This window comes from Rhizobium sp. YJ-22 (assembly GCF_029601685.1).
GTDB lineage: Bacteria > Pseudomonadota > Alphaproteobacteria > Rhizobiales > Rhizobiaceae > Metarhizobium.
This window is the reverse complement of the sequence record NZ_JARRIR010000003.1, coordinates 33798-55924: the sequence shown is the minus strand read 5'-3', so window position 1 is coordinate 55924 and position 22127 is coordinate 33798. Positions and strand designations below refer to the sequence as shown.

General features: G+C 65.0%; 16 protein-coding genes. 7 read left to right on the top strand and 9 right to left on the bottom strand.

Annotation, left to right across the window (positions count from 1 at the left end):
* Window positions 1-88 precede the first annotated feature (88 nt).
* From P7F60_RS08295 to P7F60_RS08280, 4 genes are read right to left on the bottom strand one after another with little or no spacing between them, the layout of a single operon-like run.
* Window positions 89-1231 (bottom strand): hypothetical protein, encoded by a 1143-nt coding sequence (locus tag P7F60_RS08295; protein ID WP_277917258.1) that lies wholly within the window; start codon window positions 1229-1231, stop codon window positions 89-91.
* A complete protein-coding gene (locus tag P7F60_RS08290; RefSeq protein ID WP_277917257.1) occupies window positions 1228-3447 on the bottom strand; it encodes a glycosyltransferase in 2220 nt (739 codons plus the stop codon). The genes P7F60_RS08295 and P7F60_RS08290 overlap by 4 nt, the downstream gene beginning before the upstream one ends.
* Window positions 3444-3881 carry a hypothetical protein gene (locus tag P7F60_RS08285; protein ID WP_277917256.1) on the bottom strand — a complete coding sequence of 146 codons (438 nt, stop codon included), beginning with the start codon at window positions 3879-3881 and terminating at the stop codon, window positions 3444-3446. The genes P7F60_RS08290 and P7F60_RS08285 overlap by 4 nt, the downstream gene beginning before the upstream one ends.
* Before the next feature lie 4 nt (window positions 3882-3885).
* On the bottom strand, window positions 3886-5757 hold the full coding sequence (locus tag P7F60_RS08280) for a heparinase II/III family protein (RefSeq protein ID WP_277917255.1): 1872 nt from the start codon (window positions 5755-5757) through the stop codon (window positions 3886-3888).
* A 643-nt stretch (window positions 5758-6400) separates the two neighbouring features.
* Between P7F60_RS08280 and P7F60_RS08275 the strand changes: the two genes are divergently transcribed.
* Together P7F60_RS08275 and P7F60_RS08270 are read left to right on the top strand one after the other, a co-directional pair.
* A complete protein-coding gene (locus tag P7F60_RS08275) occupies window positions 6401-10468 on the top strand; it encodes a Pls/PosA family non-ribosomal peptide synthetase (protein WP_277917254.1) in 4068 nt (1355 codons plus the stop codon).
* A complete protein-coding gene (locus tag P7F60_RS08270) occupies window positions 10465-11130 on the top strand; it encodes a 4'-phosphopantetheinyl transferase superfamily protein (RefSeq protein ID WP_277917253.1) in 666 nt (221 codons plus the stop codon). The genes P7F60_RS08275 and P7F60_RS08270 overlap by 4 nt, the downstream gene beginning before the upstream one ends.
* A 7-nt stretch (window positions 11131-11137) precedes the next feature.
* Here the strand turns inward: P7F60_RS08270 and msuE are convergent, their stop codons facing one another.
* From msuE to P7F60_RS08245, 5 genes are all read right to left on the bottom strand, one after another.
* Window positions 11138-11707 carry an FMN reductase gene (gene msuE / locus P7F60_RS08265; RefSeq protein WP_277917252.1) on the bottom strand — a complete coding sequence of 190 codons (570 nt, stop codon included), beginning with the start codon at window positions 11705-11707 and terminating at the stop codon, window positions 11138-11140.
* A gap of 136 nt (window positions 11708-11843) precedes the next feature.
* Window positions 11844-12491 (bottom strand): glutathione S-transferase, encoded by a 648-nt coding sequence (locus P7F60_RS08260; protein WP_277917251.1) that lies wholly within the window; start codon window positions 12489-12491, stop codon window positions 11844-11846.
* 10 nt (window positions 12492-12501) lie between these two features.
* Window positions 12502-14265, bottom strand: coding sequence for a Rieske 2Fe-2S domain-containing protein (locus tag P7F60_RS08255; RefSeq protein ID WP_277917250.1), 1764 nt, complete (start codon window positions 14263-14265; stop codon window positions 12502-12504).
* A 33-nt stretch (window positions 14266-14298) separates the two neighbouring features.
* On the bottom strand, window positions 14299-15204 hold the full coding sequence (locus tag P7F60_RS08250; protein WP_277917249.1) for an aromatic ring-hydroxylating dioxygenase subunit alpha: 906 nt from the start codon (window positions 15202-15204) through the stop codon (window positions 14299-14301).
* Window positions 15205-15238: 34 nt separating this feature from the next.
* Window positions 15239-16105, bottom strand: a complete 867-nt coding sequence (locus P7F60_RS08245) for an aromatic ring-hydroxylating dioxygenase subunit alpha (protein WP_277917248.1) — start codon at window positions 16103-16105, stop codon at window positions 15239-15241.
* 204 nt (window positions 16106-16309) lie between these two features.
* On the opposite strand from P7F60_RS08245, the gene P7F60_RS08240 reads away from it, so the two are divergent.
* The 5 genes from P7F60_RS08240 (at window position 16310) to P7F60_RS08220 (ending at window position 22047) form a co-directional block, all read left to right on the top strand.
* Window positions 16310-17077, top strand: a complete 768-nt coding sequence (locus tag P7F60_RS08240; protein ID WP_277917247.1) for a GntR family transcriptional regulator — start codon at window positions 16310-16312, stop codon at window positions 17075-17077.
* 48 nt (window positions 17078-17125) lie between these two features.
* Window positions 17126-18220 carry a BMP family ABC transporter substrate-binding protein gene (locus P7F60_RS08235; RefSeq protein ID WP_277917246.1) on the top strand — a complete coding sequence of 365 codons (1095 nt, stop codon included), beginning with the start codon at window positions 17126-17128 and terminating at the stop codon, window positions 18218-18220.
* 305 nt (window positions 18221-18525) lie between these two features.
* On the top strand, window positions 18526-20076 hold the full coding sequence (locus P7F60_RS08230; protein WP_277917245.1) for an ABC transporter ATP-binding protein: 1551 nt from the start codon (window positions 18526-18528) through the stop codon (window positions 20074-20076).
* Window positions 20060-21127, top strand: a complete 1068-nt coding sequence (locus P7F60_RS08225) for an ABC transporter permease (protein WP_277917244.1) — start codon at window positions 20060-20062, stop codon at window positions 21125-21127. Before P7F60_RS08230 ends, P7F60_RS08225 begins: the two co-directional genes overlap by 17 nt.
* Complete coding sequence (locus tag P7F60_RS08220; RefSeq protein WP_277917243.1) at window positions 21127-22047, top strand: ABC transporter permease; 921 nt, start codon at window positions 21127-21129, stop codon at window positions 22045-22047. Before P7F60_RS08225 ends, P7F60_RS08220 begins: the two co-directional genes overlap by 1 nt.
* Window positions 22048-22127: the final 80 nt, after the last annotated feature.

Genomic DNA, 22127 nt, shown 5'->3' with positions numbered 1-22127 from the left:
TCCCTCCCAACGGCAGGACAGTCGCAAATCGATTTAAGACGCCGTTCCCCCTTCGCCCCCAAGGAGAGAAGGGGTTTTCGGCAGGGCTTCATTTCACGGGCCGCAGACGCTCCTGCACTGAGGGCGGCATGATCATGCCCGCGACATCATCTGCGCCATTTTGCCACCCGCCGCGCTCGGCGACAAAAGCCGCGCAAGCCGCCGTCAACCGCGCCCGTGCATCCGCATCAAGCAGCGTCGCGACTGCCGCCCGCATCCCTGCTTCCGGCGCATCGAGGCGGCAGAGCAGGCCAAGCCCATTATCCGCCGCGAAACGCGCCCTGTCCACCTGCCGGTCCATGTCCACCGCCTCGTCGGGCACGAACAGCGTCGGGATGGCGCCTGCGATGTTCTCGTGGAAGGTGTTGTAGCTGGCGCGGACGATCATCGCATCGAAGGCGCGGCTGAAGCGATAGGCCGGATAGAGCGTCAACCGGCTATGGCCGGGGCGGTGGCTGGTGCGCTCCGCGGCGGCCGCTAAGGCCGAATTCAACTCCACCGCATGAACGCCATGCTGCGAGAGCAACGCGTCGATCTGCCGGTGCCGTTCCGAAAGCGCCTGGCTGGAGGCACGGGCGATGTCGAGCAGCACGATGGTCGCCTCGGGCGGTAGGCCGAGCGCGGCGCGGGCCGCCTCGCGCTCCATGCGTTCGTCGGGATCGAGCAGCAGCACCGGCGAAACAGCCGTCACCCGCTCGCGTGCCAGAACCGTCGGGCCGTTGTCATAGCTTTCGGCGAATTCGCCGGGTTCGACGATCTCTGAAAAATGCACGCCGGCGCCGAGATAGGCGGCGTGGTGCTGCGGCCACATGGCGCGGCGGATCCAGACCGAGCGCAGGTCGCGCCGTCTTCGCAACACCTCGATGACGCCATCGAAGACGAAATTGACGTCATAGATCAGCGTGCGGCTGGCGCGGGCATCGAGCAGCAGTTCGATCTCCTCGGCCAGCCGCGCATTCCAGACGTCCGGCGCCTCGCCCGTCAGATGATGATGCGGCAGGACATGCACGGCAAAACCGAGATCGCGGACGATGGAGGCGCTGTAGCTCATGGTCAGGAAGGCGGCGGTCACGCCCGTCGGCAGGCGGCGCGCCACGGCCAGTTGCCGCGTCAGATGTCCCTGGCCGATGCCGTTGGCGGAAACGAACAGGGCGTCGTCGCGCAACGAGCGGATGGGGGTTTCGCCCGTCATGGCCTGGTCACATCCCGGTCGGTGCGCACCAGCCTGGCATGGTCTTCGAGATAGCGGGCGATTTCGGTGGCGCCGTTTTCCCATGCGATGGCGGCGCAGCGTTTTGCGATAGTCGCGCGCTCGGCCGGATCGAGCAGCCGTTCGATATGCCGGGGCGCAAGCGACAGGTCGAAATCGCGGCGCAGCAGCCAGCCATGACCGGTCAGCTCCGCCCAGCGGGCACGCTTGACCTGCAGGTCCATCTCGTCAGCCTCGTTGGGCACGAACAGCGTCGGGATGCCGCCCAGCACCTGCTCGTGGAAGGCATTGTAGCCGGCGGCCGAAATCGCCGCGTCGAAAGCGCGGCTGTAGCGAAAACTCGGGAACAGCGACACGATGCGGTGTCGTTCGCCGAGCGTCTCCGCCGTTTCCGCTTCCGCCGCGATCGGCGAGCGGATTTCCAGCACCAGCGCCTGCGGATGGCGCAAGACTTCCGCGATCAGCCGGCGGCGCACGCCGGTCATGTCGAAATTGGCGCCGGAGCCGAGCTGCACGGCAACCACCAGCGCATCCTCGGGGATGTCGAGGGCGGCGCGCGCATCCTCGCGCCGCATCCGCTCCGCGGGATCGAGATGCAGAACCGGTGGCACCAGCAGCACCTCCTTGCGGAACGCTTCCGTCGGCCCGTGGTCGAAATCCTCGGCGAGTTCCCCAGGCTCGACAATGGCATCGAAACAATCGGCAAATTGCAGGAAGACCGCATGGCTTTCGCGCCAGAGCGGTCGCCGCACCCAGACCTTGAACAGGCCGGGAAACATCTCCAGCGCCCGCGTCACCCCTTCGAACACAGCCGTCGCATCATAGGCGAAGACGGCGGGGTTGAGATGGGCGATCAACTCGAACACCTCTTCCGCCAGCGCATCGTTCCAGTCGTCGGGCGTGGCATCGAGGATACGGTGATGCGGCAGGAAATGCGCCTGGTATCCCGCCTCCACCGCCGCCCGCATCGAATAGGACATGGTGGCGAAGACCGGTTTCAGGCGCAATGGCAGCCGCTTGGCGATGGCGAGCTGCTGCGCCACATGGCCGACGCCGATGCCGTTCGACGACATGAACAGCACATTGCGCATCGGCAGCGGCGGCACGGGCCGAACCGGGGCCTTGTCATGCGCGGGCGTTTCCGCCAGCAGCGCCATCACCCGCGCGATGCGGACGGAATAAAGGCTGGCGCCATGCTGCGTCTCGACGAATTTTCGCGCCCGCTCCCCCTGCTCGCGAAACAACGCAGGATCGTCGATGAAGCGGTTGATGACCCGCTCGACATGGGCCGAGACGGTATAGACCGCGGCCTCCCCGAACAGCGGCTCGAAATGCGGCGGCAGGACCACCACCAGCCCGACGGCCAGCGCCTCCAGGATCGTGCGCCCAAACGCTTCCGACCAGGCGGGATCGTGGAAATAGACGTAAAAATCCAGCGTCGCCAGGAAATCGGCGATACCCTCCCAGGCGAAGGGCAGCATGTCCCAATTGTGCGGCACAGTGCCGTATTTCGCCGCGAGATAATCGCCGGCGCCGAGGATACGGATGCGATAACGCTTGCCATCGACCGGATAGACCTGCCCCACCTCCTCGCGCGACGGCCATTTCAGCGGATCGGGGCGCGAATGGCGGCCGATGACGATGGGAGAACCCACCGGGCGATCCGGCCGGCGCGGCCAGTCGTCGGTGTCGATCAGGTTCGGCCAATCCTCTTCCAGCACGGAGGTGTCAGGCGGCAGCGTCCAGGTCAGGCTGTGGCGAACGACGGAGCTGACGGGGGCGAGCACCGGCATTCGTCCGAAAGCCTCCTGCGCATGGCGCACCACGCGCTCGAGATCGTATTGCCTGCGTTTGGCGGCGTCGTAGAGCGGATGGTGCAGCACGATCAACAGCACGTCGCAGGTGATGGCGATGCGCCGGTCCGGCCGGTTCTCGATGATCGTCGGATGGTGGATCTGCACCATGCCGGCCCTGACCGGCATGTCAGGGTCGATGCGTTCGGTAAAACCGTGGTCGATCAGCCGACGCAGATCGGGATGCATGGGAAAAGGCAGGCCGAGCAGCGGCCCCTTGACCGCCAGCAGCCCGGTGCGCAGGCCGGCGCGGGCGGCGGCGATGATTTCGGTTGCCAATGCCGTGGAGGTGCCGCCTTCGAAACGGACATCGGCGACGAAGACGATATCGAGGACAAGGCTCATCCGCCACCCGTCGCCAGTCGCGGCGCGGCCGCCAGGAAAGTATCGATATTCTGACCGTAGCTGAAGATATGCAGCGGCTTCCATTTGGAGAGCAGCAATTGCCAGCGCCGTGCCATGTAGGAATCCCACGGCATTTCGGCGGCGTGCAGGGTCTGCTCCAGGATCGAGGGCAGATATTCGAAAAGGGCGTTGCGATGGCGGAACCGCATGAAATCGAGGCTGTCGGTGACATAGACGATGCGATGTCTGCTGCCGAATTTCGCCGTGGTCGCGGTGATGATGCCGTCGATATGGGCCTCCTCGACGCCGATCAGCGTCACCAGCATGGTGGTGACCGCCGGCTGCGAGGCATAGATATGCAGGGTCGGCGGCGCTTCCCCCTCCGGTGGCGGTTTGCCGCGCCGCCGCTCCGCGATCCAATCGAAAAGCTTCATCGCCTTAACCTCCCGCCGGCATCGAAAGCCCCCATTCGGCGATGGGCGCGATGGCGCCCGCCTCCCCCGCCCCCTCGGGCGAAAAATCCACCCGCAGCCGGCCCGGATGCTGCGTCTCGAACCACAGGCGGGTGTAGGCGGAATTGTCGCTTTCACCCGGCGGCGAACAGGTGGGTGCTGACTGCCACGCCTCCTCCTCCGGTTCGACGATGGCGGCCGACACGCTGACGCCGCCGCGCCGCAACATCGCCTTCCGCCCGGCAATCGTCACCTGCGCCAGGGTATAGACCTGCCATGTGAGGCGCTCCCGCGCCTCCACCTCGTCGACGACCGCCAGCCGGCCGTCGTCGCGCAATTGCAGCCCGCGCCGCCAGGCCACGCCGCCGGCATCCTCCAGCGCATAGGCGACGCCAAGCCTTTCCGGTCGCGCCGCCGTGCCGAGCAGGCGACCGCGCATCGCCAGCGTTTGCTCGCGATCGCCGAACCGCAGCGTGCCATGCGCTTCCGTCCGGGTGCGAAAATAGGAGAAGCGTCTTTTCGGGTCGAAATATCCCGGTACGGCATAGTTTTCGCGCCCGAGATCGCTGGCAAAGCGGATGCCGTCGATTTCATAGAGGAAGACGCCGAGATCGAGATGGGCATGGTTGGCCGCGTTGCCCCCGCCCTTGAGACCCGCCCAGCCCCGGCCGCAGCGCAACACCGCCATGCCAGCCGGTTCATAAGCGTGAACATACGGGGCAGCACCCCTATCGGCATAGGCCGTCTTCGCACTTTCCCTTCTTCCCTCATTCGGCCGCGGGGCAGGTGAAATCCGTGGTTCGCCTTCCCGGCATGAGAGGCCGGATGAGACGAGCGAATTCCCGGAATTTTGTGCCTGCGGCACCCCCCTCATCCCGTTGCCCGGACCTTCTCCTCCAAGGGGAGAAGGGGAAAAAGCCAAGGACGGCATTCCCTTGGGAGCGGCGTCGGCGCCGCACCAGAGAAGATCGAGGGCGGAGGGCTCGCCCGGCGCCACGCGTTGCCAGACGGCGGCCTCGGCATCGCCGGAAATGCGCGCCAGCCAGCCGAGCACCGGCGAGCGCGGCACCCGCGCATCGGTATCGCCGCAATCGAAGACTTCGCCGGAGGGCGCGGTCATGTCGCGGGAAAAGCGCCAGCTTCCCGCCAGGGCCGGCGGCACTTGCTCGATCAGGCCGGCCTCCAGCAGCGCGGCATGGGCGAGCGCGGCATAACGCGTGGCGAATTCCCAATAGGATGGTCCCTCGGGATAGCCGCCATCCGTGCCATAGGCCGAAAGCCCGGCCGCCATGGCCGGCCGGCAGTGGTCCAGAACGGCGTCGCACAGCGCCGGCGCTTCCTGCCGCAGGGCCAGCGCCGCGACAATCATCCCCCCGCAGCAGACGGTGTTCCAGTTGTGCCGCGCCGTCACCCAGAAGGCGTCGGCCTCGATGGCGGCAAGGCCGGGCCGCAGACCCTTGTCGATGAGCGCCTCGCGCACCCTCTTCCGGTCGGCAGCCGTCATGACCGCACCGAACCAGCCATATCCCAGCGCCACGGCGGTCATCATCTCCGCCGTATCGAGAAAATGGCCGGGATTCCAGTCGGGAAAGCCGGTGGCGGCCAGGATCTCCCGCCCGCCGCGCAATCGGTTCTTCATGCCGCCTGCCAGGCAATCGCTGATGGCAAGCGTGGTCACCCGCGAAAACAACCGTCGCGCGGTCGGCAGCATCACATCGCGCCCGGCCTCCTTCTCGATCGAGATCAACGGCGTCCGGTGAATGTCTTCGCACGCGGCCAGCACATGGGTCGCAACACCGCGCGCGAAATCGGAACCCGCTGCGGTGGCGCGGAGCGTTTCGACGGTGATCGTCAGCATTCAAGGATCAGTAATGACGGGCGGAAGCTCTATGCATTGCATGAGCCGCAGCAGAATTCTTCTTCGAAACCTTGCATTGGGCGGATTGGCTGCCGGAGGCACAAATGGTCGGCCGACCGGCCTCGGTCTGACAGCCGTGCAGGAGAAAGGACGAGGAGACCAGCGCCGCAAGGGCACCCCATTTCGCGGTGAGATACTTCGTCACGTCGCCCTCCATCGACACCGTTCATGCGCCTATAGAATAGAAGGCAGTAGAGCTTTCCTTATAAAACTTGTCAACACGACAACTACTGCCGGATGCAAATATCGCCGGCAAAGTTACATGTCGGAGGCCATTTTCGCCGGATGATGTCCGGAAGCTGTCACCGCAGGCGGACCGGGCATCCCGAGCGGCCGGCCCGGCGAGCCGTCGCGCCTCGATGCGGCGACCCATGCACCGGGCGCGCCGGCATTCCTCGCCTGTGTCAAAATCGCACGAGCGCAAATAAAAGCGTGAATTTCGCCCCCTCCTGGTTGCGCAATGCGGATTTCCGTCACAATCCCGCCAAGAGACAGGATCAAAGCTCGCCCGAAGACGGCGATGCGCCGGCGCGGCGGGCGTGCGATTCGCCCCGCTCGGCGAATTTTTTTGGAAAGCATGGCAATGGATACGGCAGCACATTCGGGCGCTCTTGCCGAGGCCGACGACGACTCGGTCGACATCGGGCGCGCAGCAGACGACATCTCCCCCTCTCCCGCGCACCCGCCGGTGCTGACAGGCAGGGATTTCGACAGGGCCGGGCGTCCCGGCGAGCGGCTGTCCCGCGTCTTCGAGGGGCTTGCGCAGAGCTTCGGCCCCTCCACCGCCGTCATCGATGGCGGCCGTCACTGGACCTATGCCGAAATGGATGCGCAGGCGAACCGTTTCGCCCGGCTGCTCGCGCAACGCGGCGTCAAGCCCGGCGACCGCGTGGCGCTGCTTCTCGACCGCGCCGCCGAGACCTACATCGCCATCCTCGCCGTGATGAAGGCCGGGGCCGCCTTCGTGCCGCTGGCGCCCGCCTTCCCGCAGGAGCGCATGGCGCTGATCGTCGAGGATGCCGGCGTGTCGCTGGTCGTCACCGTGCCCGGTTATGCCGAGCGCGCAGCAGGGCTTTCGGTGCCGCATGTGGTGATCGACAGCGCCAGTGCCGAGGTTGCCGCCCTGTCCGGCGCCCCGCTCGATATCGCCGCCTCCACCGACGACATCTGCTACATTCTTTATACCTCGGGCACCACCGGCAAGCCGAAGGGCGTGGCGGTGCGCCACCAGAGCATCTGCAATTTCGTGCGCGTCGCGGCTGACGCCTATGGATACCGCCCCGGCGACCGCGTCTATCAGGGCATGACCATTGCCTTCGATTTCTCGACGGAAGAGATCTGGGTGCCTTTCGCCGCAGGCGCCACCGTCGTACCCGCGCCGGGCAAGCTGACGCTGGTCGGCGAGGAACTGGCCGATTTCCTGCGCGCCAACGCCATCACCTGCATGGCCTGCTCGCCGACGCTGCTCTCTTCCATCGAAAGCGACGTGCCGAGCCTGCGCGCCATCCTGGTCGGCGGCGAGGCCTGCCCGCACAATCTCGTCACCCGCTGGTCGAAGCCCGGCCGCCAGATCCTCAACACCTACGGCCCGACGGAAGCGACCGTCACCGCCACGATGGGCTATCTGACGCCCGACCGCCCCGTGACCATCGGCGCGCCGCTGCCTACCTATTCCATCGCCATCCTCGACGCCGACGAGCCCAGGCTGGTCGCGCCGGGCGAACTCGGCGAGCTCGGCATCGCCGGCATCGGCCTTGCCGCCGGCTATCTCAACCGCGAGGATCTGACGGCCCAGAAATTCATCCATGATTTCATCGGCCTGCCCAACAATCCCTCGCACCGCATCTATCGCACCGGCGATCTCGCCCGCATCAATGCCGAGGGTGAGATCGAATATCACGGCCGCATCGACACGCAGGTGAAGATCCGCGGCTACCGCATCGAGCTCGGCGAGATCGAGGCCGTGCTGCTCGACCAGCCGGGCATCGCGCAAGCCGCCGTCACCACCTGGGAAATCGAGCCGGGCCGCGTCGAACTCGTCGGGTATTACGCGCTGAAGTCCGGGATGGCCGCGATTGCCCGCGCCGATCTCGCGGGCGAGCTGAAGCGCCGCCTGCCGGACTACATGGTGCCGTCCTATCTGGAAGAGCTGCCGGCACTGCCGATGACCGTCTCCGACAAGGTCGACACCCGCAAGCTGCCGAAACCGACCAGCCTCAGGCTCGGCGCCGAGCGCAAGGAGGTCTTGCCTTCCACCGACGACGAGCATTTCCTGACCGACGCCTTGCGTGACGTGCTGAAGATGGACGACATCTATGTCGAGGATCATTTCTTCGACGATCTCGGCGCCAATTCGCTGCTGATGGCCCGCTTCTGCGCCAGGTTGCGCACCCGCAAGGAGTGGGCGACCGCGTCCATGCGCGACATCTATCTGTTCCCGACCGTCGCCGGCCTTGCCCGGCATCTGCGCGGTCCCGAGGAGGTGGCGGAGGCGGTCGAGGAGCCGATGCTCACCCATCGCGCCTCGTCGCTCGCCTATTGGAGCTGCGGCGCGGCGCAGGCGCTGTTCTATGCGCTTTACAGCTATGTCAGCCTCTGGCTGTTCAACAAGGGCCTCAACTGGGTCTATGACGCGCTGGACGAGCCGGTGAACCTCTATCTGCGCTGCGTAGCGCTTTCGGCCCTGACCTTCTTCGGCATGTCCGGTTTCGCGGTGGCGATGAAATGGCTGCTGGTCGGCCGCTGGAAGCCGGAATCCTTCCCCATCTGGGGCCTGCGCTACTATCGTTTCTGGGTGGTGCAGACGCTGATCCGCACCGCGCCCGTCGTGCTCTTCCGCGGCAGCCCGCTTTACAGCCTGTACCTGCGCCTGCTCGGCGCCCGGCTCGGCCGCAACACCGCCGTCGAATGCCGCACCATACCGGTCTGCACCGATCTGATCTCCATCGGCGCGAACTCGATCCTGCGCAAGGAATCGATGATCCTCGGCTATCGCGCCGAGGCCGGCTATATCCATACCGGGTCGATCACCATCGGCCGTGAGGCGCATGTCGGCGTCGGCTGCGTGCTCGACATCGACACCTCGATCGGCGACCGCGCCCAGCTCGGCCACGCCTCGTCGCTGCAGCGCGGCCAGCATATTCCCGACGACGCCCACTGGCACGGCTCGCCGGCGGTGCCCACCAATGCCGATTACTGCAAGGTGCCGAGCGTGACCTTGTCGAAGACACGCCGCATCCTCTACGAAGCGGTGCAGCTCATCACCATGTTCGTCATCGTCACGCCCTTCCCGCTGCTGTTCCACAGCTACTGGCAGGATGTTTCCGACGATTACCAGGAAAGCATCGGCATCGTCGCCGTCGGCACGACGATCACGCTGATCGGCTATATCGCCGTGACCATGCTGGCGGCGCTGGTGCTGCCACGCCTGTTCCGCCTGGTGCTGAAGCCCGGCAGGACCTATTCGCTCTACGGCTTCCATTTCTGGCTGCAGTCGATCGTCGAGGTCTGCACCAATGTGCGGCTGGTCAACCTGCTGTTCGGCGACAGCTCGGCCATCGTCCATTACATCCGCGCGCTTGGCTGGAACCTCAACGAAGTGGTCCAGACCGGCTCGAACTTCGGCAGCAACCAGCAGCAGGACAATCCGCTGCTGTGCGAAATCGGCACCGGCACGATGGTCTCGGACGGGTTGTTCATGATCAACGTCCACAAGTCGGCTTCCGCCTTCCGGCTGGAGCATACGAAAGTGGGCGAGCGCAACTACTTCGGCAACAACATCTTCTATCCGCCGGACGGCCGCACCGGCGACAACGTGCTGCTCGGCACCAAGGTGATGGTGCCGATCGACGGACCCATCCGTGAAAATGTCGGCCTGCTCGGTTCGCCGCCCTTCGAAATCCCGCGCATGGTCAAGCGTGACAAGGAGCTGATCCAGGGGGTCAGCGAAGAGGACCGCCGCGCCCGCCTGCCGCACAAGAATCGCCACAATCTCGCGACCGCCGCGATGTTCCTCGCCACCCAATGGGCGATGCTGTTCGCGACGCTGGCGATCTGGGACCGCGCGCTCAACTACTATACCGAATGGGCCGAGGTGGCGCTGTTTACGGCCGTGGTCCTGACGGCGGCGATCACCATTCCCTTCTACGTTTTCATGGAGCGGGCCAGCCTCGGCTTCGGCCGCCTCAAGCCGCAGATGACCACCATCTACGACGTCGCCTTCTGGAAGCACGAGCGCCACTGGAAGCTTTCGGATTCGCCGATTACCCGCCTGTTCGCCGGCACGCCCTTCCGCCCGATGATCCTGCGCGCGCTCGGCGTCAAGGTCGGACGGCGCGTCTATGACGGCGGCGCCAACCTGACCGAACGCTCGCTGGTCGAGATCGGCGACGACGCGACGCTGAACGAAAACTGCGTCATCCAGGCGCATTCGCTGGAGGAAGGCGCCTTCAAGTCGGACTATATCCGCATCGGCAACGGCTGCACCCTCGGGCCGGCCGCCTTCGTCCATTACGGCGTGACCATGGGCGACAATTCCATCGCCGATCTCGACAGCTTCGTGATGAAGGGCGAGGTGCTGGAGCCGAACTCGGTGTGGCGCGGCAACCCGGCCAAGCTGCACCGCTTCGTCCGCCCGGTCAAGGCGGCGTGATCTTCCAAGACGAGACCTCCGCGCTTGCCGCGGAGGCCGCTCTTTCGATTGCCATGGCGGAGATGGCACCGCCGGGCGTCGCGCTTGCCTGCAGGTTGATCCGGCCGGGCGACGAAAACCGGCTGCTGCCGGAAGAGTCCCGCTCGATTTCCGCCCGCCAGCCGGCTGCGCGACGGGCCAGCGGCGCGGCGCGATCCGCCGCCCGCACGCTTTTTTCAAGTCGTGGCATCACCGGGGCCGTCATTCCCCGCGCCGCCTCCGGCGAGCCGCTATGGCCGGCGGGGTTTTCCGGTTCGCTTGCCCATGACGAGCAGATGGCCGTCGCCGCGCTTGCCGCCGGGATCGCCGCAATCGGGATCGACGTCGAACCTGCCGAACCGTTGCCGCCAGAGATCGCCGCCGTGGTCCGAACGCCAGGCGATGTTACCGGGGGCATCGACCCCACCCTCGCCGACCGCCTGCTGTTCTCGGCCAAGGAGGCGGTGTACAAGGCAAGCTTCCCTCTCGACCGTCAGATCCTCGGCTACGAGCATATCGCCGTCGATCTTGCCAATGCAAAGGGCGTGACGTCGCTGGGCCGGCGGGCGCGGCTTTCCTGGTGCCTCGCGCCGCGCATTGTCGTGCTGGCCATATGCGAGGCGGACGCCCGCGCAGATCGATGACGGGGGATTATTCGGCGGCGACCCGAGCTTGGCTCAACGCCGGAAACAGAATGCCGATCTCCGAGACGACATCGTCGATGCGCGCCGACAAGGCGGGCGAGGAGACGGCATAGTCGGTGAAATCGCGATCCGAGGCATAGACGGCGGTCGGCAGCGCATGGGCGGCGAAGAAGCCGAACAGCGGCCGCAACTGATGCTCGACGATCAGCGCATGGCGGTCGCCGCCGCCGGTGGCGGTCAGCACCACCGGCTTGCCACGCAGTTCGGCGGGATCGATCAGGTCGATGAGATGCTTGAACAGGCCGGGATAGGATCCCTTGTAGGTCGGCGAGCCCACGACCAGAAGATCGGCGGCGACGATATCGGCGAGCACACGCTCGGCCTGCGCATCGAGCTGGCTGCGCCATTGCGCCGCGCCGAGAGACGGGCCGAGATCGTGCAGGTCGTAATAGACGCTGTCGAAATCGTAGAGATTCTCGGCGCGCTCGCCGACCGTGCGCACGAGGCTGAGCGTGCGGGACGGTCGGCTGAAGCTTCCGGCAATGCCGACAAGGCGGTTCTTCGGGGTCTGGGACATGGCAACTCCTCTGGTTGCCCTTATAATTGTCTATCTAATCTATAGACTAAAGAAAAAATTGATCACATCCACGCCATTGTCTGGAAAATCCTTCGAAACCTGTAGCCCCGGACGATGGCGCCGGCGCGAGACCGCCTCAGGCCGCCTTCGCCGGGCCGGCGGGAAAGACGCCAGACATGACGGTGAACCCCTTGATGCGCTTGACCCGGTCGCACCAGCGGCGGATGGCCGGATAATCCTGCCGGGAAATGCCGCCCTCTTCCGAAAGCATGACATAGGGGAAGCAGGCGATATCGGCGACGGTGGGATGGGCGGCGGAACACAGCCAGTCGCGGCCCTCCTGCTCGCCGAACCACAGATGTTCGTCGAGGATGCGAAACAGCCGGTGGGCACCGGCGCGCGCTGCCTCGGCGTCGAGATCGTAAAACAGCGCGTCATGCAGGCGGGCGGCCGAGGCCGTGGCGGTGATCGAATCGGCAAAGGCCATCCATTGGCCGATCTCGCCGAGCAGGTCCGCGTTTTCGCGCGGATACCAGCTATTGCCGGCGTCATATTTTGCGGCGAGATAGACGAGGATCGCCTGCGCATCGCGCAGCACCAAACCGTCATCGTCGATCACCGGCAGTTGGCCGAGCGGATTGATCGCCAGGAACCAGTCCGACTTGTGCTCGCGTCCGGGATAGAAATCGACCGGCACCACCGTATAGTCGAGGCCCAGTATGCTCATCAGCAGGCGAATCTTGTAGCAATTGCCGGAGAGTTCGTAGTCGTAGAGCGTGATCATCGTCAGCCTCTTAAAGATCGAGCACGAGGCGGGCCGATTTGGCGCGCGACACGCAGGTCATGATTTTGGTGCCGGCGCGGCGCTCGGCCTCGTTGAGATAGACGTCCTGATGGTCGGGTTCGCCTTCGATCACGGTTGCGATGCAGGTGCCGCAGGCACCCTGCTCGCAGGAGGACGGCATGTCGATGCCGGCCTCGCGCATCACGTCGAGGATGGTCTTGCCGGAGGGAACGGTCAGCGTCATGCAGGAGCGCGCCAGCGCCACCTCGAAGCTGGAGCTGTCGTCGATGACATTGGTGTTCTTGAAATATTCGAAATGCACCGCCGTCTCCGGCCAGCCTCTTTCGGCGGCGATGGTCCGCGCCGCCTCCAGCATCGGCCCGGGGCCGCAGAGATAGAGATGCGTGCCCGGCCGGTAATCGGAGAGGATTTCGGCCAGCCGCGCGCCGGTTTCGGCCGGGGTGAGGCCGAGATGCGGCTTCAGCGCGGCGCCGAGGCCGGCGGTCTTTTCCGGGAAGGCGAGCTGGCCGGCATTCTGGGCGAAGTAATGCAGGTCGAAGGCCAGCTGCTGGTTGGCCAGCGCCTGCGCCATGGAAAGCAGCGGCGTAATACCGATGCCGCCGGCGATGAAGACGGTTTTCACCGCATCGCGGCGCAGCGGGAAATTGTTGCGGGGCTCGGAAATCGCCAGCACATCGCCTTCGCGCACCGTCTCGTGCAGACAGAGCGAACCGCCCTGCGAGGCCGCCTCGCGCTTGACGCCGATGACATAATGGTCGCTTTCGCCGGGACCGTTGGTGATCGAATACTGGCGGATCAGGCCGTTCGGCAGATGCACGTCGATATGGGCGCCGGGCTGGAAGGTCGGCAACAACCCGCGCAACGGCCGCAGCTCGAAACCGGCAATGCCGTCCGCCGCGTCCCATTTGCGCGCGACGCTCACCCGGATCGTCGCCTTGCGGCCATGGACGGTTTCCTCCGGCATTTCCGCCAGTTCCGGCGAGACGCGTTCGATCTCCGGCACCAGCGGCGCGGGGGTGGGCACAGCGAGCGCCTCGCGCTCGATGCGCTCGCGCAGTTTCGACAGCCGCGCATTGTGATGGCGCAGCACGGCAAGGCGCGCGCTGTCGGGCGCGCCATCGAGCACGCCGCGGATCACCGAGCGGTTGGAATCCACCGGCTGCACGAAGAAGACGGCCAGTGTTTCCGCCTCGCCCGCGCGGGCGCGCAGACAGAGAGAGAAGGCGCTTTGGCCATCGACCTCGACCGTGGCATCCGCACCGTCAAGTTGTCCGCTTGGCTGGAAACGATAGTCTCTCAGCGCCGCGACCACACGGTCGGCGGGGGCGTTGACCGGCAGGCCGCGCAAGGTGAGCAGGCCTTCGCCCGGCAGGCCGGCGATATCGGGCACTTCGCCTTCCGGCTCCTCCGCCGTCCAGACGAGGCCGTAGCGGGTGACGGCAGGGAAGGTGCGGTTGGTGATGGTGCGGGCAGGCGCATCGGCCGGATGGGCGGGGATATAGGTGCAGCCGGCGGTGCGGTTCGAATAGCGCCAGCCGTGATACTGGCATTTCAGCTCGCGCCCGTCATTGATGCCGATCGACAGGCGCACGCCGCGATGCAGGCAGCGGTTTTCCCAGATGTTGACGAAGCCGTCATCGGCCCGCCAGACGGCGAACTCGCGGCCGAGCAATTGCGCATGGAAGACGTGGCGCAGCGGCAGGTCGTGCAGCGCGGCAATGGGATGCCATCTGGTCTTGGCGGTATCGAGCATGGGTCTCTCCGAACTGGAACGGGGGCGCGGCGATCACGTCGCGGCGGGGATGACGCCGTAGGTGATGCCCTTCTGGCTGAGCCAGCGGCGATAGGCGATGGCCGACTTGTCGGCGCGGATCGGGGTTTCGGCGCGCGGATCGAGCGGCAGGCGTTTCGGGAACTGGTTTTCGAGGATCGGCTTGTCCTGCCCGAAGATGGTCTGCTGGAAGCGCTTGATGACCTTGTCCTCATTGGTGTCGTCGAGGACGCAGAGCATCATATGGGCGCGGATATGCTCCTGATCGACCGGCTGCAGGAAGACGGCGATGACATCCAGCCGCGACTCGTCGAGCGGGCTGGATTTGTAGAGCACCGAGCAATAGGGATGCGGTACGCGGTAGATGTAATCGACATCGGCGCCGCCGGTCGAGGCTGTCGACGCCATCGGTTGAAAGAAGCGGCAGCGGGTGGCGAGAATCTCGTCGCGCTCGACCGAGATCTCGACATCGTATTCCTTGACCTCCGTATGCGGCTCGGCGCCGAGGATATCGGTATGGACATACGGAAAATGCCCCATGTCGAGAAAGTTCTCGATGGCGCGCGGGGCGGAAATGTTGACGCCGAGCGTCGCCGCATTCAGCTTGCGCCGATCGTTTTCGGCAAATTCGGGAATGGGGAAGAGATCGGCCGGCGCGTCGCTGAGCGTCGTCCAGATATAGCCATAGGCAAGCTTGACCGGCAGCGTATCGGTAAGCGTCGCAATCTCCACCGGGCTGCCCTCGGGCAGGTCGCGGCGGTCGCGCCAGACGGCGGCGTCGCCCGCGCCATCGGTCGCATAGCTCAGGCGCTCCTCCAGCAGCACGGTGTCGAAAACCGTGCCGGCCGGCACTTCCGACAGCGCCGCCAGCGGATGCCACAGGTCGAGGATCACCTTGTCAGTGCATTTGGTCGAAGTCATGGCTTTTAGGTCTCCTTAAGGTCTTCCCGGTGCCTCACGAACGCGCGGGGATCGCGCCGTAGGTCACCGATTTGTCGCGCAGCCAGCGCCGGTAGAGCACGGCGACGGCATCGGCGCGGATCGGGGTCTCGGCGCGGGGATCGAGCGGCAGACGCTTCGGCACCTGGTTTTCGAGGATCGGCTTGTCCTGCGCGAAGATGAGCTGCATGAAGGCGCGCACCGTCGCAGCGTCGATACCGTCCTTGAGATAGCAGAGAAAGGGATGGGCGATGCAATTGTCCTCGTCCACCGGCTGCACGAACAGCGTGATGACGTCGAGCCTGTCCTTCTGCACGGGATTGCTCTTGTAGAGCGCAACCGTATAGGGCCGGATCACCTTGTAGATATATTCGACGATGAAGCCTTCCTTGGCGGTCGGCGAGGCAATCGGCTGGTAGAACTTGCATTCGCTGGCGACCAACTCGTCATCCGGCGTCAGCTCCACCTTGTAGGGCGCGACTTCCGTATGCGGCTCGTCGCCGAGCCAGCCGGTATGCACGAAGGGGAAATGGCCCATGTCGAGAAAGTTTTCGACTGCCCGCAGGCCCGAAACGCGCACCGCGATCGAGCCGCCGGTCACGAAATGGCGGTCGTCCTCCAGCGCCTCCGGCACAGCGACGATGTCGCGCGCCGGGCTGCCAAGGCAGGCCCAGAGAAAGCCGTAACGCTCGGTGGCGCGGACATTTTGCCCGTTATCGTTGCGCACCACCTGCTTGATATCGCCTTGCCGACATCGGATAGTCAGGTCGACGCCGAGCAGGCGCGTGCGAAACGGCGCCTGCGGGCTCAGGTTGGCGAGATCCGCCACCACATGCCAGTCGTCAAGAAGAACACGATCGCTGCAAAGGGCCGACATGATCATCGCACCTTCGTTCGGCTAGCACTTCCCCATGAACCTAGCTCTCGTCCTGTTCTACAGGAAACACAGGATTGGATATCAATCAATGAAAATTTGCATATCCAAAGAAGAATTTTGATTGACAGCAAAAACGGATTGGCTACCGATAAGGGCATGTCCGGCGTCCGAAAGGCGAAGGACCAAGTGACCCGTGCGGGAGACCATGTCATGAGCAGCCGCTCCCAGGCCATTGCCGACATCCTGACACGAGCGATCCTCGATCGCCGGCTGGTGCCCGGCTGCAAGCTCGGCGAGCGCGAGCTTTCGGAGATCTTCAACGTCTCCCGCATCGTCATCCGCCAGGCGCTCATCCGGGTGGCCGATGACGGGCTGGCGCAGATCGAGCGCAATCGCGGCGCCTTCGTCGCCAGGCCCTCCATGCAGGATGCGATGGAGATTTATGACGCGCTGACGCTGGTCGAGCAGGGCGTCGCCGCCCAACTAATGGACCGCCTCGGCCCCGCCGGCTGGGCGGAGCTGCGCCAGCATGTCGAGCGCCAGCGCCAGGCGGTCGCCAGCGGCAACCATGCGTTGGCAGATGTGCTCGGCGCCGAGTTCCACACCGTCTTCGTGCGGTTGAGCCGCAACAAGGTGATGCAGGAAATGCATGCCCAGCTCGTGCGCCGCACGACGCTGCTGCGCGCGCTGATCACCGCCGATTTCGACTATTGCAACCTGCTCGACGACCATGCGCGCCTGATCGAGCTTCTGGAAAAGGGCCGGCTGAAACAGGCCATGGACATGATCGATGCCCATCACCGCCAGGTGGTGCGCGGCTACATCATGGACCGGCAGGTCTTTCCCGAGCTGACGCCGCGCGAGGCGCTGGAACCTTACTTGCTCAATGCCGGCCAGACGCCGGAGATACAGACCAAAAACAAGACGGGTGAAAAAGGCAGGACGGGGGTGCATACCCACGTTCATGCCGCTAAGTAGACCCGGCAAAAAGCTGGGCGCGCATCGACCAACAGAGGGTTATCGAACATGCTTAATCTCAACAGACGCAAATTCCTGCAATATACCGGTGCTGCCGGTGCAACGCTCGCCACCGGCGGCCTTGCCGGTGCGGCAAGGGCCGAAGGGCCGCTGAAGATCGGCGTGGTCTATGTCTCGCCGATTGCCGAAATCGGCTGGACCAAGCAGCACAGCCTTGCCGTCGAGGCGGTGAAGAAGGAGTTCGGCGACAAGGTGGAGATCACCGTCCTCGACAACATCTTCATGCCGCAGGATGCCGAGCGCGTATTCCGCGAGCTCGCCGCCTCCGGCAACCAGTTGATCTTCGGCACCTCCTTCTCGCATGGCACGCCGCTGCAGAAGGTCGCGCCGCGCTTCCCCAAGGTCGCCTTCGAGCATTGCTCGGGCATCGTCCATACCGCCAATCTCGGCACCTTCGAGGCCAAGTATTACGAGGGCTGTTATGTCGCGGGTGCTGCCGGCGCGCATATGAGCAAATCGGCCAAGATCGGCTTCATCGGCGGCTTCCCGATCCCCGATATCGTCGGCCCGGCCAATGCCCTGCTGCTTGGCGCCCAGAGCGTCAATCCCGATATCACCTGCAATGCGCTGTTCCTGAATTCCTGGTTCGATCCGGGCAAGGAAAAGGAAGCCGCCAACACGCTGCTGTCGCAGGGCTGCGACGTCATCTGTTCGATGACCGATACGGCCACCGGTGTGCAAGTGGCCGGCGAAGGCGGCGCCTGGTCGATCGGCTATGCCAGCGACATGTCGAAATTCGGCTCCGGCAAGCACCTCACCGCCTTCACCCTCGACTGGTCGAGCGACTATCTGCGCGCCGCCAAGGGTGTCGTCGACGGCAACTGGAAGCCGGAAGCGCGCTGGGACGGCCTGGCCGGCGGCGTCGTGAAGATGGCGCCCTATAACGAGCAGATCCCGGCCGATGTGGTCGCCAAGCTCAAGCAGCTCGAGGCCGATATCGGCTCCGGCAAGGTTCATCCTTACGCCGGCGAGTTGAAGGACCAGGACGGCAACGTCAAGGTCGCCAGCGGCGCGGTTCTGGCCGATGCCGACATTCGCGGCATGAACTGGTTCGTCAAGGGCATGATCGGCAAGCTCGGCTGACCGGCCCGCATTGACCCGGGCAATCGCTTATGAGGCACGCCGGCTCCGAAAGTCCCTTCTCCCCTCGGGGGAGGAGGTGGCCCGAAGGGTCGGATAAGGGGGGCGCGAAGCGCATGGAATCCTTGTGGTTCTTGCCTTCGGCATCTCCCTCATTCCGCTGCCGCGACCTTCTCCCCCGAGGGGAGAAGGGGCATTGTGGCAACGCCTTGTTCCATATGTGATTGCGCCATTCGCATGACAGGCAACCGTCGGCACCCTCCGACGGTCGCCCTTCCCTGCTCCACCCCGCACCCTCAGGACCGGCCATGACACCGCGCCTCGAACTGCGCTCCATCACCAAACGCTATCCGGGCATCGTCGCCAATGACGATATCTCGCTGTCGATCATGCCGGGGGAAATCCATGCCGTGCTCGGCGAAAACGGCGCCGGCAAATCGACGCTGATGAAGATCATCTACGGCGCGGTGCAGGCCGATGCCGGCGAGATCCTTTGCGACGGCAAGCCGATCCCGGCGCATACACCGGCCGTCTCCCGCGCACTCGGCATCGAGATGGTCTACCAGCATTTCGCCCTGTTCGAGTCGGTGACGGTGGTGGAAAACATCGCTTTGTCGGTCGCCGGCAGCTTCGATCTCGCCGGACTGTCACGGCAGATCTCGGAACTTTCCAACCGCTACGGCATGCCGATCGATCCGCAGCGGCGCGTCCATGATCTCTCGGTCGGCGAGCGCCAGCGCGTCGAAATCGTCCGCTGTCTCCTGCAGACCCCCAAACTGCTGATCCTCGACGAGCCGACTTCGGTGCTGACGCCGCAGGCGGTGCAAAAGCTGTTCGGCACGCTACGCCAGCTCGCCGCCGAAGGCTGTTCCATCCTCTATATCAGTCATAAGCTGGACGAGGTGCAGGCGCTCTGCGACAGCGCCACCGTGCTGCGCAACGGCCGCGTCACCGGGACCGCGCGGCCCAAGGAAACCAGCGCGCACGAACTTGCCCGTCTCATGGTCGGGACCGAACTGCCGGAAATGCATATGAGCCCGGCGACCCCCGGCGAAAAACCGGTGCTTTCGGTCGCCGCCCTCTCCGCCTCGCCTGCCGATACCTATGGCGTCGATTTGAAGGACATCTCGCTTTCCGTCCATGGCGGCGAGATCGTTGGGTTGGCCGGCGTCTCCGGCAATGGGCAGGCGGAGCTGATCGCCCTGCTCAGCGGCGAGCGCACATTGCGCCGGAGCGAAACGATCCGCATCGACGGCAAGCCGGTCGGCCATCTGAACGCCAGCGAGCGCCGCAAGCTCGGCCTCGCCTTCGTGCCCGAGGAGCGGCTGGGGCGCGGCGCGGTGCCGACCCATGCGCTCTGGGAAAACGCTGTGTTGACCGCCCATCGCGCCGGCCTCACCCGCCACGGCCTCGTCGACCGCAGCCGCGCCAGCAATTTCGCAAAAGGCATCATCGAGCGTTTCAAGGTCAAGGCCAACGGGCCGCAATCCACCGCCCAGAGCCTGTCTGGCGGCAACCTGCAGAAATTCATCGTCGGCCGCGAGATCGAGCTGGCCCCGAAACTCTTCCTCGTTGCGCAGCCGACCTGGGGCGTCGATGTCGGCGCGGCGGCCTTCATCCGCCAGACGATCATCGATCTTTCCCGCGCTGGTGCTGCCGTTCTGGTCATCTCGGAAGAACTCGATGAATTGTTCGAAATCTGCGACCGGCTCTACGTCATCTGCCAGGGGCAGGTGTCGCAATCGCTCGCCCGCAGCCGCACCAGCCGCGAGGAGGTGGGTTTGATGATGACGCGCACCGAGCGCAGCGAACGCGGCGAAATCAGCATGGGGAGAGACGCCATTGCGCTTCAGAATTGAGCAGAGGCCACAGCCTTCGGCGACCATGCGCGTCGCCGCCCCGATCATTGCGACGGCGCTGACGCTGATCGTCGGTTCGATCCTGTTCGCCGTCCTGGGTTACGATCCCTTAGCGACGCTCTCCGCCTTCTTCCTCGCGCCGCTGAATTCGATCAACGGCCTGTCGGAACTGCTTTTGAAGGCCTCACCGCTGATCCTGATCGCCTGCGGGCTAGCGGTCGGTTTCCGCGCCAATGTCTGGAATATCGGTGCGGAGGGGCAGCTCGTCATCGGCGCCATCGCCGCCTGCGGCGTCGGCCTGTTCTATCCCGATCCCGAAAGCCGGCTGCTGCTGCCGTTGATGATGCTGGCCGGCGCGCTCGCGGGCATGGCCTGGGCGGCGATCCCCGCCTTCCTGCGCACCCGCATGAGCACCAACGAGATCCTGGTCACGCTGATGCTGACCTATATCGCGACACTGTTCCTCTCCTGGCTGGTGCATGGCCCCTGGCGCGATCCGGCTGGCTTCAACTATCCGCAGACGGCGCTCTTGCCGGCGACGGCGATGTTCGAGCCTTTCGATTATGCCTATCGTCTCAACGGCTCCGTCTTCATCACCGTCGTCGCCGTCTTCGCCATGTGGCTGTTCACCGATCGCAGCTTCCTCGGCTACAAGATGTCGGTCAGCGGCGCGGCCCCCTTGGCGGCGCGTTACGCCGGCTTTGCCGAGTCCTCCGCCGTGTGGATCGGGCTGCTCGCCGGCGGGGCCGCTGCCGGCATCGCCGGCATGGCGGAACTGTCCGGGCCGCTCGGGCAATTGTCGCCGCAGATTTCGCCGGGCTATGGTTTTGCCGCGATCATCGTCGCCTTCATCGGCCGGCTGAATGCCTTCGGCATCGTGCTCGGCGGCCTCCTGATGTCGCTGCTGTTTCTCGGCGGCGAAAGCGTGCAGATGACCCTCGGCCTTTCCGCCTCGCTGACCCGTATCTTCCAGGGCATCCTGCTTTTCCTGCTGCTGGCTGCCGATTTCTTCATCTTCTACCGGCTTCGCCGCATTCCGGAGCACGCGTAATGGATCTGTTCATCGCCATCTTCACCGGCACGATCATTGCCGCCACGCCGCTGATCTATGCAGCGCTTGGCGAACTCGTGGTCGAAAAATCCGGCGTCCTCAATCTCGGCATCGAAGGCATGATGCTGATGGGCGCGGCCTTCGCCTTCTGGGCGGTCATCGCCGGCCTGCCGATGCCGGTCGCCATCCTCTGTGGGGCGCTGGCCGGGGTCGTCGCCTCGCTGCTGTTCGGCGTGCTGGCGCTGACCTTCCTCACCAATCAATATGCGGCCGGGCTGGCGCTTGCCATCTTCGGCTCCGGCGTCTCGGCCTTTCTCGGTCGCGGCTTCGGCTCCGCCCCCATCGATGCCCTGAAGCGTATTCGAATTCCAGGCCTGTCCGACATCCCCGTCGTCGGGCCGATGTTCTTTCGCTTCGACCCCATGGTCTATCTGGCGCTGCTGCTGTTCGGCCTCATCACCTGGTTCCTCTATCGAACCAAAGCGGGCCTCATCCTGCGCACCACGGGCGAATCGCCTGAGACGGCGCATGCCATCGGCTATCCGGTGATCCGCATCCGTTATCTCTCGGTGATGTTCGGCGGGCTGATGGCGGGACTTGCAGGGGCCTATCTCTCGGTCGCCTATACGCCGCTCTGGGTGGAAAACATGACGGCGGGCAAGGGCTGGATCGCGCTGGCGCTGGTGGTCTTCGCCACCTGGCGACCGCTGCGCGTGCTGCTCGGCGCCTGGCTGTTCGGCGGCATGACCATCCTGCAATTGCAGGGGCAGGCGCTCGGCCTCGCCGTTCCCTCGGAACTGCTCTCCGCTCTGCCCTATATCGCCACCATCGTCGTGCTGGTCGTCATCTCCCGCAACCGGCAGATCCTGGCGCTGCATTTCCCCGCCTCGCTCGCAAGGCCCTTTCGCCCGGCGAGCTAGAACGTTCGGGAACGCCCAAACCGTCCGGGAAGCCCCTGTTCGGCTGACCCGCAAGCGTTGTGAAGGCCTTCATCCTGCGT